Raw genomic sequence first — 13,919 nt, 5'->3', positions numbered from 1 at the left:
CGGCTTGTCACCCGCGGATCGATCTGCCATTCTTGGCACATCCCAATCAGATCGACGTGATTTTGGCGCCGGTTTCGCCCCTGTGCGCCGAATTCGTTCCAGAATTATTGGACGGTTCAGGAGATTCGACGCATGTGTGGCCTTGCCGCCCTGTGGGGCCAGAGCGACCCCGGCCTGACCCGGGCGATGATCGCGCGCCAGCAGCACCGCGGGCCCGACGACAGCGGAATGCTCGAACTGGCGGGCGGGGCCGGCACGCTGGGGCACTGTCGCCTGGCCGTGATCGATCCGGCGTGCGGGCAGCAGCCGATGGTCGACCCGGAAACCGGTGCGGCGCTGGTGGCCAACGGCATGATCTACAACGACCGAGCGCTAAGGGAGCGCAGCCCCGAGGCGCGGTTCCGCACCGCCAGCGACAGCGAATCGATCCTGCACAGCGTGGGAACACGCGGTGGCGAGGCGGTGCAAGAGCTCGACGGCATGTTCGCCTTCGTGCTGGCCCGGGGCGACCACCTGATCGCGGCGCGCGACCCGGTCGGCATCAAGCCGCTATACATGGCCCGCACCGGCGATGGGCTTGTCTTCGCCTCCGAGGCGAAGGCTTTCGCCGGCCTGGCGGCGGACGTCGCCGCGTTTCCGCCGGGGCATCGCTACGACTCGCGCACCGGCTTCACCCGCTACTACGCGATTCCCGACGCTCCGCCGGCGGACTGGGACCTCGACAGCGCCCTTACCGCGGTCCGGCGTACCCTCGAGGCCGCCGTGGTGAAGCGGCTGCGCAGCGACGTGCCGTTCGGCGCGTTGCTGTCCGGCGGCCTCGACAGCAGCATCATCGCCGCCATCGCGGCGCGTCACGTGCCCGACCTGAAAACCTTCGCGGTCGGGCTCGAGGGCAGCGCGGACCTGGCGGCGGCACGCCGCGTTGCCGCCTATCTCGGCACCGACCATCGCGAGCGCATCGTCACGCCGGCAGAGGTGTCGGCCGCTCTGCCGCGCGTGCTGTACCACCTGGAATCCTATGACAGGGACCTGGTGCGCAGCGCGCTGCCGTGCTGGTTCGTGGCCGAGTTCGCAGCGCGCGAAGTGACCGTCGTGCTGACCGGCGAAGGCGCCGACGAGCTGTTTGCCGGCTACGGCTACTACCGCGACATCGCAGACCATGCGGCGTTGCACGCGGAGCTGCGGCGGTCGATCGGTACGATGCACGACATCAACCTGCAGCGGGTCGACCGCATGACCATGGCGCACGGGCTGGAAGCGCGGGTGCCGTTCCTCGATACCGCAATGATCGCGCTGGGGCTCAGCCTGCCGACCGGCTGGAAGCTGATGCCGGGCAGCGGCCGGCGGATCGAGAAGTGGATCCTGCGCAAGGCGTTCGCCGACATGCTGCCCGACGACATCGTCTGGCGCGACAAGCTGCAATTCGACCAGGGCAGCGGCTTTGCCGATCTGCTGGCCGACGCGGCCGCGGACGCGCCGCCGGCGCACGCCGCCGGGCGCTGCGCGGAAGAGGCGCGCTATGCCGCCCTGCTGGCGGCCGAATATGCGGACCCGGGGCCGATCATGGCGCTGGTGTCGCATTGGGACACCCGGCCGGCGGCCCCGCAGCCGGCGGCCGAATAAGACAGTCGAGGGAGATCGCCGACATGGGAACACCGGACGCCGCACGGCTGGCCAGCGGCAAGTGCGCCTTCGACGACATTTACGATCAGCCGGTTCCCGATGCCTATTTCACGCGGCTGAAGCCGCTGCAGTACCAGACGCCGCACCACGCACAACCGGTGTTCCGGCGCGCGGCACGGGCGTTGGCCGGCCTGCGCGGACGCCGCCCGGTCGAAGTGCTGGACCTGTGCTGCGGCTATGGCGTCAACGCCGCCCTGTTGAACCACCGCGTCAGCCTGGCCGATCTCTATCGCCGGTTCCGGTTGGCACGGCAGGCCCGCACCAGCCACGACCAGCGCATCGGCGGCGATGCCGCCTACTTCCGCCAGCGCGGGATCGCCCCGCGCCCGGCCCGCGTGACCGGCGTGGACGTCGCAGCCAATGCCCTGGTCTACGCCCGCGCCGTCGGCCTGCTCGAGCAGTCGGTGAATGTCGATCTCGAGACCGGTCGCCTGGACGCCGCCGCCGCGGCCGGCCTCGCGCGGGCCGATCTCGTCACCGTCACCGGCGGTTTCAGCTACATCGGGGCGCGCAGCCTGTCGCGGCTGCTCGGCCTGTACCCGGCGCGGCGGCAGCCCTGGGTCGTCGCCCTGCCGCTGCGGCAGATGGATTTCTCCGCCTGCGAGGCAGCGCTGCAACGCGCCGGGCTGACGGTGGAGACCTGGTCGCGCTGGCCGATGCCGCACCGCCGCTTCGCCGACGCCACCGAGCGCGACGCGACCCTGGCCGCGATCGATCCGGACGGCGATCCGATTCGCCGGCCGCCGAGCCGCAGCCATCTGGAGGCGGTTCTCTACGTCGCACGCCCCGAGGCCGACGCCGCGCGATTGCCGCTCGCCGACCTGGTCCAGCCGTCGGCGGTCGACGCCGGCGAGACGCGTGCCGCGGTCAGCTTCGCGTGACGGCCGGCCGGCGGCGAACCTCTACTCGGACAGGTCCTCCATCTCCTCGTGGATGTCTGCGATCAGCGCCAGCCGCTGGCGGGCGCGCGGGCCGAGCCGCGCGGCCACATTCGCCGCCAGCAGTTGCACGACGCTGAGGGTCGCGGCGTAGGACGGCTGCTCGCCGTAGCTGGCGGTGTGGCACTGCAGCACCACCCGCGCCATCCGGGTGCCGGATCCGGCGGCGACCGGGTCGGTCAGATAGACGATCTTCGCGCGCGCGGTGTCGGCATAGGCCAGCATCGGCCGGATGCCGCTGTGACGCGGCCGCATCGCGATGACCAGCACGGAATCGCGCGGCCCCAGCATGGCCAGATCCTCCGCCGGCGCCTCGGCGCCGAGCAGGCGCACGTCGGGCCGGATCCGCGCCAGCAGCAGTCGGGCATAGCGGGCCAGCCCCTCCTCGGTGCCGAGCCCGAGCACCCAGACGCGCTGGGCATCGGCCAGCAGCTCCGTCGCCGCAGCGAGCACGTCGGGCCGTAGCGCCTCCAGCGTCCGGTTCAGGTTGGCGACCTCCAGCCGGGCGAAGGCGTCGATGTCGCCGGGCCGTCGCTCGCTGGGTGCGGCCCGCGCCTCCAGGTGCATCGGCGCCGTCTTGTTGCGCTCCTCCCGCGCCTGCAGCCGCACCTCGTTGAAGTCGCCATAGCCGAGCGTGCGGAAGAAACGGGCCGCGGTCGACTTGGACACGCCAGCCATGCCGGCCAGTTCGGTCGCCGAATAGCTCAGGATGTCGTCCGGATTGCCGAGGATTACCTCGGCCAGCTTGCGCTCGCCCGCGGTCAGGCGCTCGAAACAATCCTGGATGCGCAGGGAAAGCCGGGTCGACATGATTCTTTTTGATACCCATTGTTTCGCACGCCGGCTACGATGAAACGAACGTGCCGGAAAATGCGTCAGGCGGGCAGCCGGTTGCACGGCAATCGGGCACCCCGTGATCGGCCCACAAACGAAACGGCTGTTTCGTCGCAGTGAAACGATGGCACGCGGATTGCGACGGCGCGATGCGTGGCCGCAACCGGCCTTGTGAGGGGGAAGATGAACAGGACCACCATCGTCAGGCAGAGGATCTGGGCCCGCCTGCGCGAGCACGCCCTGCCGGATTCGCGGTTCCACTACAACTTCGCCGAGGTGATTCCGGATTTCGTCGGCAGCGACGCCGCCATCGCGCGGATCGAGGCGCTGCCGGCGGTGCGCGACGCCGGCCTGCTGTTCGTCACGCCGGACAACTGCCTGACTGAGATGCGCAGCCGCCTGCTGAAGGCCGGCAAGACCATGATCGTCTCGACCTATGGCATCTATCGCGGCTTCTACCGGCTCGGCCCGGAGGACGTGCCGGCCGGCCACGAGCGCTACGCCGGCTGGCTGGACGGGCTGGAGTATTTCGGCAAACCGATCACCCTGGCCGAGATTGCCGCTCTTGGCCGATTCGACGCGATGCTGACCGGCGCGTCGGCCGTGTCGCTCGACGGTGTGCGGTTCGGCAAGGGCCACGGCTTCTTCGACCTGGAATGGGGCATGTTCACCGACATCGGCATCGTCGACGACGCCACCCCGGTGATCGCCGTCGTGCACGACGTGCAGGTGGTCGAGGACAAGCTGACGCCGAGCCCGACCGATATCATCGTCGACATGATCGCCACGCCGAAGCGGCTGCACCGGGTGACCCGCGGCTATCCGCGGCCGCGCGGCATCCACTGGGACCGGCTGGAGCCGGAGGTAATCGCCGCCACCCCGCCGCTGCAGGAGCTGCAGCGCGCCCGCGGCATGCTGCCCGCATAGACCGCCCCGCCGACACCACGCTCACCTGCCTTGGGAGGCCCTGCCATGACTATCGCGATGAACCGCCGCTCCTTCCTCGCCACCGGCGCCGCCGCCACCGCCGCCGGAGCCCTGCCCTGGCGCCGGGCCCGCGCTGCCGACCCGTTCGCCATGCAGGCGGCCTGGATCAACGACGCCGAGTTCTGCGGCTATTTCGTCGCCATCGACAACGGCTACTACGCGGAGGAGGGGCTGGAGCTGGACTACCTGTCCGGCGGCCCCGACGTGATCCCGGAAAGCGCGCTGCTGTCCGGTCGCGCGCCGCTGGCGCTGACCACGCCCGACACCACGATCAAGGCGATCGTCGACCAGGGCGCGCCGTTCAAGATCGTCGGCACCCAGTATCAGAAGAACCCGATCGGCATCGTCAGCCTGGCCAAGGCGCCGATCACCACGCCGCAGGAACTGGTCGGCAAGACCCTGGCTGTACCGCCGGTCAACACCATTTCGGTCAACGCGATGCTGCAGATGAACGGCATCGACCCGGCCGACGTGCGCATCGTGCCCTATGCCTACGACCCGACCCCGCTGATCCAGGGCGAGATCGACGCCTCGCTGGATTTCACCACCAACGTGCCGTTCACCATCGAGCAGGCCGGCGAGCCGGCGGTCTCGTTCCTGCTCTACGACTTCGGCTTCACCACCTACAACGACACCGTGGTGGTGACCCAGGACGCGCTCGACAACCAGCGCGACCTGATCGTGAGGTGGCTGCGGGCCAGCCGCCGCGGCTGGGCCGAGAACCTGACCGACCCCGCCAAGTACCCGCCGACCTTCGCCGACAGCTGGTTCCAGGGCACCGGCCGCTCGATCGAGAACGAGGTCTTCTTCAACACCGCGCAGAAGCCGCTGATCGAGCACCCGGCCGGCGTCTTCGCCATGGACGAGGAAGGCATCGAGGGCAACATCCGCGCGCTCGCCGCCATCGGCATCAACGCCACCCGCGACATGTTCGACACCACCCTGCTGGATGAGGTGTGACGGGGGCGAACGCGCCGGGCACGATGACCGGCGCTGCCGCGGCACACCGAGGCAAGTCGATGGCGGGCCTGGTCTACGCCAACGTGCACAAGAGCTTCGACGTCGGCGGCACGGCCCTCAAGGTGCTCGAGGGCATCGGGCTCGACTGCCCGCCGGGCTCGCTGACCGCGATCATCGGCCCGTCGGGCTGCGGCAAGTCCACGCTGATGCGCATCGCCGCCGGCCTGGAGAGCGCCGACGACGGCAGTGTCTCGGTCGCCGGCGAGAGCCCGGACGCGCTGCGCCGCGGCGGGCGGCTGGGCATCGCCTTCCAGGATCCCGCGCTGATGCCGTGGCGGTCGGTCCGCCGCAACGTCGCGCTGCCGCTGGAGGTGCTCGGGCGCAACTGGCGCGAGCGGCGGGCGGAGATCGACCACCTGGTGACGCTGGTCGGCCTCGCCGGCTTCGAGGATGCGCTGCCGCGTCAGCTTTCCGGCGGCATGCGTCAGCGCGTCGCTATCGCCCGCGCGCTGGTCACCGACCCCGAGCTGCTGCTGCTCGACGAGCCGTTCGGCGCGCTCGACCAGATCCTGCGCCGGTCGATGAACCTGGAGTTGCAGCGGATCTGGCTCGAACGGCGGCCGACCACCCTGCTGATCACCCACGGCATCGACGAGGCGGTGTTCCTGGCCGACCGGGTTGCGGTGATGGCCGCAGGCCCCGGCCGGATCGTCGCCACGGTGGAGGTGCCGTTCGCGCGTCCGCGTCCGGCCGCGGTGATGGCCAGCGAACCGTTCCACCGGCTGTGCGACACCGTCGCCGCGTCCCTTGCCGGCGGGCAGCGGGTGCGCGAGAGCGTGTGAGGCGCGCGATGCCGTCCCCGACCGACGAGGTCGCGTCCTTCGACACGCCGCCCGGCGCTCGGCTCCTCGGGATGCGAAAGCCCGGCGCCTGCCGCGAGCGCCGGGTCCACCTGCCACGACCGCAACGGCACCTCATCCTGCTTGCGCCGCAGGACGCGCCGTCGCGCGCGCGACGCACCTGCCGAAGAGCGCACGAGGCACAGGGGTGAGCGCCCGTTGGACGACGCCGGCGCTGATCATCGGCCTCCTTGCCCTGTGGGAACTGGTCGGCCGGCTCGACCTCGTCGCCGGCGGCGCGCTGCCGGCGCCGGGCGAGATCCTGGCCCAGGCCTGGACCGACCGCGCCGACTACCCGCCGCATGTCGGCGCGACGCTGTGGGCGGCAATCGCCGGGTTCCTGATCGGGAACGCGGTCGCAGTCGCCGCCGCGGTTCTGTTCGTGCTGGCGCCGGCAGCCGAGCGGCTGACCCGCGGCGTCAGCATCACGCTGTTCGCCATCCCGCCGATCGCCCTGGTGCCGATCCTGGTGATCGCGTTCACCGGGTCGGAGCCGCGGGTGATCCTGGCTGCGGTCTCGGTCTACTTCCCGACCATGGTCTCGACCCTGCTCGGCCTGCGCGACGTCGACCCGCGCCTGGTCGACCTGGTCCATGCCTATGGCGGCGGCCGCCGCAAGGTGCTGGCGCTGGTCCGGCTGCGCGCCGCCCTGCCCGGCCTGCTCGCCGGCCTGCAGGTCGCCGCGCCGGCGGCCGTGCTCGGCGCGATCCTGGCCGAGTTCGGCGGCGGCGTGCGCTGGGGGCTCGGCACCTATCTGCTCGGCTCGCTCGGCCAGGCCAACCCCGCCCGGCTGTGGGGCATCGGGCTGGCCGCCACCGCCATCGCCGGGCTGGCCTATGCCGTCTTCGGGCTCGCCGGCCGCCGCGCGCTGGAGCGCGGCCGCGCCGCGACCATGGCGGCGGGCGGCTCACCGGACCTGCTCGGCAAGGTCGGCGGCGGGCCGCTGCACCGGCTCGGCATCGCACTGCTCTCGGTCGCCTTCGCGCTCGCGCTGTGGTGGGGCGTGCTGCTGCTGCTCGACCTGTCGCCGGTGGTGGCCTACGCCCCGCCGGCGGTGTGGGAGTACCTGGTTGCCGGCGCCCAGTCCGCCAACGCCCGCGCGCGCCTGTTCGCGGCGCTGGCCGACACCCTGCCGCTTGCGGTCGCCGGGCTCGCCGCGGGGCTTGCCTTCGCCTTCCTGCTCGCCGTCGTCACCACGGTGTGGCGACCGCTCGGCCGCGCCCTGCTGCCGGTGGCGCTGGTCAGCCAGACCATGCCGCTGGTGGCGCTCACCCCGCTGATCGTGCTGCTGTTCGGCCGCACCGTCACCGCGACGCTGGTCGTCACCGTGTCTGTCACCTTCTTCCCCGCCTTCGTCACCCTGGCCCAGGGTCTCGCCCAGGTGCCGCGCAGCGCGCTCGACGTGCTCGCGGCCTATGGCGCCTCGCCGCTGAAGCAACTGCGCTATGTCAGCGTGCCCGCCGCGCTGCCGCACCTGATGGCCGCCGCCCGGCTCGGCGCGCCGCGGGCGCTGCTCGGCGTGATGATCGCCGAGTGGCTGGCCACCGGCTACGGCATCGGCAACCTGATCAACCAGTCGCGCGGCATGCTCGACTACGGCATGATCTGGTCGGTGGCGGTGGTGGCGGTGCTGGTCTCGATCGGCTTCTACCAGCTGGTCGCCGCCGCCGAGACCCGGCTGCTCGCCCGACGCTGAACGGCGATCCCGTTCAAGCCGCGCGGCCTGGCGGCCCGTTGACAGCGGGGCGATTTCGGTCCCAAGCCTCAGCCGAGGGCGCCTGCCGGGCGCCGCATCACCGGGGAGAGCGCGCATGACCCAGACGCCGATGATCGAGCGGCCGTTCCATCGCGACTGGCTGTGGCGCGAGGCGTGCAGCCTGCTCGCCTTCCACAGCCGCAGCGCCGGCGGGCCGGCCGGCTTCAGGACGCTGGGCTTCGACGGTGCGCCGCTGCTCGGCGCCGACGAGGTGTTCCAGCTGCACGACACCACCCGGATGATCCACTGCTTCGCGCTGGCGCATCAACTCGGCGTGCCGGGCATGACCGCCGGCATCGAGCAGGGCATGCGTTTCCTGTGGGATGCGCACCGCGACGCCCAAGCCGGCGGCTATTTCTACGGCGTGCGGGCGGACGGCCCGGCGCGCACCGACAAGGCGGCCTACGGCCACGCCTTCGTGCTGCTGGCCGCCGCTTCGGCCAAGCGCGCCGGCGATCCCGCGGCCGACCCGCTGCTCGCCGACATCACCGCCGTGATCGACCGGCATTTCTGGGACGACGGCTTCGGCGCCGTCCGCGAGGATTTCGATGCCGGCTGGACCGAGATCGGCGCCTATCGCGGCCAGAACGCCAACATGCACATGACCGAGGCGCTGATGGCGGCCTACGACGTCACCGGCAATGCCGGCTATCTGGCCAAGGCGACCCGCATCGCGGACCTGATCGTCAACCGCAATGCGCGCGCCTGCGACTGGCACGTGGCCGAGCATTTCGACACCGAATGGCGCATCGACCGGGCCTATGCCGGCGATCCGATCTTCCGGCCCGCCGGCACCACGCCCGGCCATGCGCTGGAATGGAGCCGGCTGCTGGTGCAGCTGTGGCAGCTCGACGGGCGGCGCGCCGGATGGATGGTCGAGGCCGCCCAGGGCCTGTTCGCCAACGCGGTCGGGCAGGGGTGGGACCGCAGCCGCGGCGGCTTCGTCTACACGCTGGACTGGGACCACCGCCCGTTGCAGCCGATCCGGCTGTTCTGGCCGGCTGCCGAGGGAATCGCGGCGGCCGCCGTGCTCTGGCAGCTGGAACGCGACCCGTTCTATGCCGACTGGTACGAGCGCATCTGGGAGTTCGCGGCTGCCCGGCTGATCGACCGCGAGCACGGCGGCTGGTTCCCGGAGCTGGACGACGACGACCGCCCGTCGCGCACGATCTTCGCCGGCAAGCCGGACCTCTATCATGGCTTCCAGGCCTGCATCGTCCCGCTGTTGCCGGCCGGCACCTGCCTGTCGGGCGACCTCGCCGCGATCTGATCCGGCAGGCGGCGGTCGCCGGCCGCGCGCCCGTTCTTGCCCGCTTCGGAGGCGTACCGGCAGGCGGTCGGCCGCGGGGCCAGAATAAATGTCACGGGGACTAGACAAATGTTCACGTGCCGTGTCGAATGCCCCTCGGGAGCAAACGTCAGCCAGACCTCGTCGGAAGGGGCGCCAGGGTTTGACCGCGATGGTGGCAGGGCAGAGCAGGCCGCGGCACTTCCTCGTGCTGCCGCGGTGGCTGACCATGGACCACCCGCTGCCGTGGCTGGCGCCGATGTTCGCGCTGATCCTGGCCTTCGGCATCTACCCGCTGGGCTATGCCGTCTGGCTGACCCTGAACGAGAAGAACCCCTATACCCGGGCGATGGAGTTCTCCTGGTTCGACCAGTGGGGCAAGGCCTTCACCGACGAGCGCATGTGGAATGCGCTGATGGTGACCTCGATCTACACCGCGGTCTGCCTGATCTTCCAGGTGGCGCTGGGATTTGCGATCGCCCTGCTGCTGGACAGCGACCGCCGCGGCTACGGCTTCCTGCGGGCGATGATGACGCTGCCGCTGGTGGTGCCGCCGGCGGTGACCGGGCTGATGTTCCTGCTGATGGAGGACGCCCAGTTCGGCGTCCTCGCCTACTATCTCGACGCCATCGGGCTGGCCGACCCCGGCAGTCCGATCCTGGGCAACATCTACACCGCGCTGCCCGGGGTGATGGCCGCCGACATCTGGCAGTGGACGCCGTTCATGGTGCTGATCATCATGGCCGGCCTGCGCGCGCTGCCGAAGGAACCCTATGAGGCGGCCGCGATCGACGGCGCCAGCTACCTGCAGTCGCTGTGGTACCTGACCCTGCCGATGCTGGGCCGGGTCGTCGCGGTGGCCGTGCTGATCCGCACGATCGACCTGTTCCGCATCTACGACTACATCTTCGCGATGACCACCGGCGGTCCCGGCACGGCGACGGAGACGCTGAGCTTCTATGCCGGGCGCGAGTTCACCACCGCCAACTTCAACTATGCCTCCACCCTCAGCCTGATCACGCTGATCCTGCTCAACGTGATCTGCTTCCTGTTCATCAAGTTCTCGCGGGTGAAGTTCTGATGCGGGGCTCGCTCGCCCGCGCGATCACGCGCGACGTGCTGGCCTGGCTCGTCGTGCTGCTGTTCATGTTCCCGCTGTTCTGGTGGGTGCTGGCCTCGTTCAAGCCCTACACCGCAATCTTCACGCGGTCGCCGAACTATTTCGACTTCGAGGCGACGCTGAACAACTACCGTATCGCGCTGCTCGGCGAATCGCGCATCGACCTCAGCCAGGGCATCGGCGGACAGACCGGCGGTGCGTCGAGCTACTACTCGATCCCGACCATCATCGACAGCGTGATCGTCGCGGTCGGCTCGACCGCGCTGGCGGTGTTCCTGGCCACGCTGGCCGGCTATGCGCTGTCGCGCTTCACCATGCGGGCCAAGCACCACGTCATCTTCTTCGTGCTGGCCCAGCGCATGATGCCGCCGATCGCCGTCGCCATCCCGCTGTTCTTCATCTTCCGCGACATCGGGCTGCGCGACACCCATGTCGGCCTGATCATCGCCCATACCCTGATCAACCTGCCGCTGGCCACGCTGCTGCTGAAGAGCTTCTTCGACGACGTGCCGAAGGAGATGGACGAGTCGGCGATGATCGACGGCGCCAGCCGCTTCACCGTGTTCCGCCTGATCGTGATGCCGCTGGTCCGCGGCGGCATCGCGGCGACCGCGGTGCTGTGCTTCATCTTCTCGTGGACGGAGTTCCTGATCAGCCTGCAATTGACCACCAGTATCCGGACGATCCCGGTCAAGATCACCACCTTCGTGACCTCGACCGGAACGGAATGGGGCCTGATCACCGCGCTGGGCAGCGCCGCGCTGGTGCCGAGCTTCATCTTCATCCTGCTGGTGCAACGCCATCTGGTCCGCGGCCTCACCCTCGGCTCGCTGAAGGATTGAGGAGCCGCCCGCGGACGAGAGTGCCTATCAACCAACCAAAGGGAGGACGGCAATGAGTTTCAAGGAATACGATCGCAAGACGTATATCGCCGACACGGCGGGCAAGTTCGCCCAGCGCAAGATCTCGAAGCGCCAGTTCCTGCGCGGCATGGCGCAGGCCGGTGTCGGCTTCTCCGGCTTCTCCGCAGCGTTCCTCGGCGGCGGGCGCCCGTTCAACGGCCTGCACAAGCTCGGCACCGGCATGGCGGCGGCGCAGACGCCGGATGACGTCAGCGCCTGGCTGCGCGACGTCGGCCGCCAGTTCGCCGGCACCACGATCCGCTACACCTCGGAAGCGACGCCGCCGACCAACGTGGCCTCCGAGCTGAAGTCGGAGTTCGAGGAGCTGACCGGCATCAACGTCGAGATCGAGATCGTGCCGCTGGAGCAGGTGCTGCAGAAGGCGACGCTCGACGCCCAGGGCCAGCTCGGCACCTACGACCTCTACTATCTCGACCAGGCCTGGGCCGCGCTGTTCTCGCCGGACACCGTCAACCCGCGCGAGCTGTACGACAGCAACGCCGAACTCGCCATGCCCGGCTACGATTGGGAGGACTTCTCCCCGCCGCTGGTTCAGGGCATCGCCACCGCCTACAACCAGATGATGGGCGTGCCGTTCGACATCCCGATCGCGATCCTGATGTACCGCAAGGACCTGTACGACAAGCATGGCCTCGCCGTTCCGACGACCATGCAGGAGTACATGGACGCCACCAAGGCGCTGCACGAGGCCGAGATCGGCAACGGCATCTACGGCACCACCGGCGAGCTGAAGTCGGGCCACTACTCGCTGGAGTGCGACTGGACCATCTGGCTGTGGTCGCACGGCGGCTCGATCTTCGGCGCGGACGGCATGTTCACCGGCAACGACGAGCAGGGCATGGAAGGCCTCGCCTACATGCTGGAGCTGGTCAAGTACATGCCGCCGGCAGCGACGACCTGGACCTGGGACGGCCAGTGGCAGTCGATGGCCCAGGGCATCGCGGCCCAGTGCATTTCCTGGGGCGAGTTCTTCCCGGGCCTGGACGGCGGCGATTCGGCCGTCGGCGGCGGCCTGATGGAAGCGGCGATCCCGCCGGAAGAAGCGGCGCTGCGTTCGCCGGAACAGGCCGGCTTCAACGAGATCCCGCACATCGGCCACCAAGGCGGCTCGTCGATCGCCCTGTCGCGCTACTCGCAGAACCAGGAAGCGGCCTGGCTGTTCATGCAGTGGGTGACGTCGAAGGACATCGTGGCACGCAGCTGCGTGGTCGGCGGCGGCGCCTCGCCGGTGCGGCTCTCCGCGTTCAGGGACGAGCGCGTGCTGGCCGCGGCGGTGCCGGGCGCCGGCACCACCCGCCACTTCCCGGCGATCGAATGGACGATCAACAACCGGATGGGCTCGGAGCCGGACCTGCCGAGCTGGCCGGAGATCGCCAACAACGTCATCCCGGTCGAACTCGGCAAGCTGCTGGCCGGCCAGTACGGCTCGCCGGAAGAGGCGATGGCGGTGATCGCGGAGAAGACAAACGAGCTGGCCGCGCCGTTCCGCGGCTGAGCCGGCTTTCGAAGATGCAAGCGCTGGCGGGGCTTCGGCCCCGCCAGTCGTTTCCGGACCCGGCGGTCGCAACGGGCGAACCGATCTTCGCCACATTGGCCTGCCACGGTCGCCCGATGTCCGCATGCGCAGCGACCGCATTGACACTGTTCCGCGCCGTCGCCGCCGCGCTTGCGCTCGCAGCGGCGGCAACGGCCGCGCGCGCCGGCGGGGGCGCGGTCGACTACCGCATGGTCGGCTGGTCGCAGTTCTTCGGCGACGCAAACGGCATCGCCTATCTGGAAGGCGATGTCAGGCCCGACGCCGGCGGGATCCTGCGCGTCGAGTGGATCGACCCGGCGCATCTCCGGATATCCGACGGCTTCGGCGCCGATGTCCGCGACTATGTCGGCGACGGCGGCAGCTATGCCGCCCTGCTTGACGGACTGGCGCTGCTGGTCGAGCCGGCGACGCCGCTGGGGCCGGTCGCGGACTGGCTGCAGCAGCCGCGCGCCGACCTGCGTCCGCTGATCCGCCTGAATCCGCCGGACGACACCGCCGTCGAGGCGCTGCTGCTGACAGGCGACCGGCTGGTCCTGGTCTACGGGCTGTTCAACATGCGCGGCTTCGGCTACGGCCAGACCGTGATCGCGGCCCGCGTCGATGGCGCGACATTCGCCGACATCGCCGCAGGCCGGCTCACGATGCCCTAACCGCCGGGCCTCAGCCGGCCGCGGCGCGCAGGCCGAGCCGGACCAACGCGCGGATGGCCGCCGCGCGCGACGGCATGCGATGATCGAAGCGCCAGTCCTCGATCTGGCGCAGCTCGATCTCGTCCAGCATCAGTTGCAGCTTTTCGGTCCGCTTCAGGGCTGACCTGTCGTCCATCTTTGGCTCCGTTCCCAGGCCATTCCCGGCAGGCCCGATGGCGGACAACAGCGCATGCGCGCGCCCGCACGTCCATTACCTAGGTTAGGACAGCGACGGCACTGCCGGCAGTGACGTCTGCGATCCGGCCGTCCGGCGGTGGAACCACCGCGGCTGCCTCGCGTTCTTC

At 70.0% G+C, this 13,919-nt stretch carries 13 protein-coding genes; 11 read left to right on the top strand and 2 right to left on the bottom strand.

What is annotated here, in order from left to right; genetic code table 11:
• Window positions 1–132: 132 nt before the first annotated feature.
• Both R3F55_14955 and R3F55_14950 read left to right on the top strand, forming a co-directional pair.
• Window positions 133–1,623, top strand: coding sequence for an asparagine synthase-related protein (locus R3F55_14955; protein ID MEZ5668708.1), 1,491 nt, complete (start codon window positions 133–135; stop codon window positions 1,621–1,623).
• A gap of 23 nt (window positions 1,624–1,646) precedes the next feature.
• Entirely contained in the window at window positions 1,647–2,564 is a 918-nt protein-coding gene (locus R3F55_14950) for a hypothetical protein (protein MEZ5668707.1), read from the top strand.
• 21 nt (window positions 2,565–2,585) lie between these two features.
• Here R3F55_14950 and R3F55_14945 read toward each other — a convergent pair whose 3' ends face one another.
• The gene (locus R3F55_14945) at window positions 2,586–3,431 is read right to left on the bottom strand and encodes a MurR/RpiR family transcriptional regulator (protein MEZ5668706.1); all 846 of its coding nucleotides are present in this window, start codon (window positions 3,429–3,431) and stop codon (window positions 2,586–2,588) included.
• Window positions 3,432–3,638: 207 nt separating this feature from the next.
• Between R3F55_14945 and R3F55_14940 the strand changes: the two genes are divergently transcribed.
• The 9 genes from R3F55_14940 (at window position 3,639) to R3F55_14900 (ending at window position 13,575) form a co-directional block, all read left to right on the top strand.
• A complete protein-coding gene (locus R3F55_14940; GenBank protein ID MEZ5668705.1) occupies window positions 3,639–4,382 on the top strand; it encodes a 5-formyltetrahydrofolate cyclo-ligase in 744 nt (247 codons plus the stop codon).
• Window positions 4,383–4,427: 45 nt separating this feature from the next.
• Window positions 4,428–5,402: an ABC transporter substrate-binding protein gene (locus R3F55_14935; protein ID MEZ5668704.1), complete on the top strand. Its 975-nt coding sequence runs from the start codon at window positions 4,428–4,430 to the stop codon at window positions 5,400–5,402.
• A gap of 59 nt (window positions 5,403–5,461) precedes the next feature.
• On the top strand, window positions 5,462–6,244 hold the full coding sequence (locus R3F55_14930; protein ID MEZ5668703.1) for an ABC transporter ATP-binding protein: 783 nt from the start codon (window positions 5,462–5,464) through the stop codon (window positions 6,242–6,244).
• Between the two features lie 205 nt (window positions 6,245–6,449).
• Window positions 6,450–7,997 (top strand): ABC transporter permease subunit, encoded by a 1,548-nt coding sequence (locus tag R3F55_14925; GenBank protein ID MEZ5668702.1) that lies wholly within the window; start codon window positions 6,450–6,452, stop codon window positions 7,995–7,997.
• Window positions 7,998–8,112: 115 nt separating this feature from the next.
• Window positions 8,113–9,327 carry an AGE family epimerase/isomerase gene (locus tag R3F55_14920; protein ID MEZ5668701.1) on the top strand — a complete coding sequence of 405 codons (1,215 nt, stop codon included), beginning with the start codon at window positions 8,113–8,115 and terminating at the stop codon, window positions 9,325–9,327.
• Window positions 9,328–9,517: 190 nt separating this feature from the next.
• The gene (locus R3F55_14915) at window positions 9,518–10,426 is read left to right on the top strand and encodes a sugar ABC transporter permease (GenBank protein ID MEZ5668700.1); all 909 of its coding nucleotides are present in this window, start codon (window positions 9,518–9,520) and stop codon (window positions 10,424–10,426) included.
• Window positions 10,426–11,307 carry a carbohydrate ABC transporter permease gene (locus tag R3F55_14910; protein MEZ5668699.1) on the top strand — a complete coding sequence of 294 codons (882 nt, stop codon included), beginning with the start codon at window positions 10,426–10,428 and terminating at the stop codon, window positions 11,305–11,307. Before R3F55_14915 ends, R3F55_14910 begins: the two co-directional genes overlap by 1 nt.
• 52 nt (window positions 11,308–11,359) lie before the next feature.
• Window positions 11,360–12,883, top strand: a complete 1,524-nt coding sequence (locus tag R3F55_14905) for an extracellular solute-binding protein (GenBank protein MEZ5668698.1) — start codon at window positions 11,360–11,362, stop codon at window positions 12,881–12,883.
• A gap of 140 nt (window positions 12,884–13,023) precedes the next feature.
• Window positions 13,024–13,575 (top strand): hypothetical protein, encoded by a 552-nt coding sequence (locus R3F55_14900; GenBank protein ID MEZ5668697.1) that lies wholly within the window; start codon window positions 13,024–13,026, stop codon window positions 13,573–13,575.
• Between the two features lie 10 nt (window positions 13,576–13,585).
• Here R3F55_14900 and R3F55_14895 read toward each other — a convergent pair whose 3' ends face one another.
• Complete coding sequence (locus tag R3F55_14895) at window positions 13,586–13,750, bottom strand: hypothetical protein (protein ID MEZ5668696.1); 165 nt, start codon at window positions 13,748–13,750, stop codon at window positions 13,586–13,588.
• Window positions 13,751–13,919 lie beyond the last annotated feature (169 nt).

It is taken from the genome of Alphaproteobacteria bacterium (genome assembly GCA_041396705.1).
GTDB lineage: Bacteria > Pseudomonadota > Alphaproteobacteria > CALKHQ01 > CALKHQ01 > CALKHQ01.
Note: the sequence above shows the minus strand (reverse complement) of the source record. Positions and strands in the feature narration are given on the sequence as shown.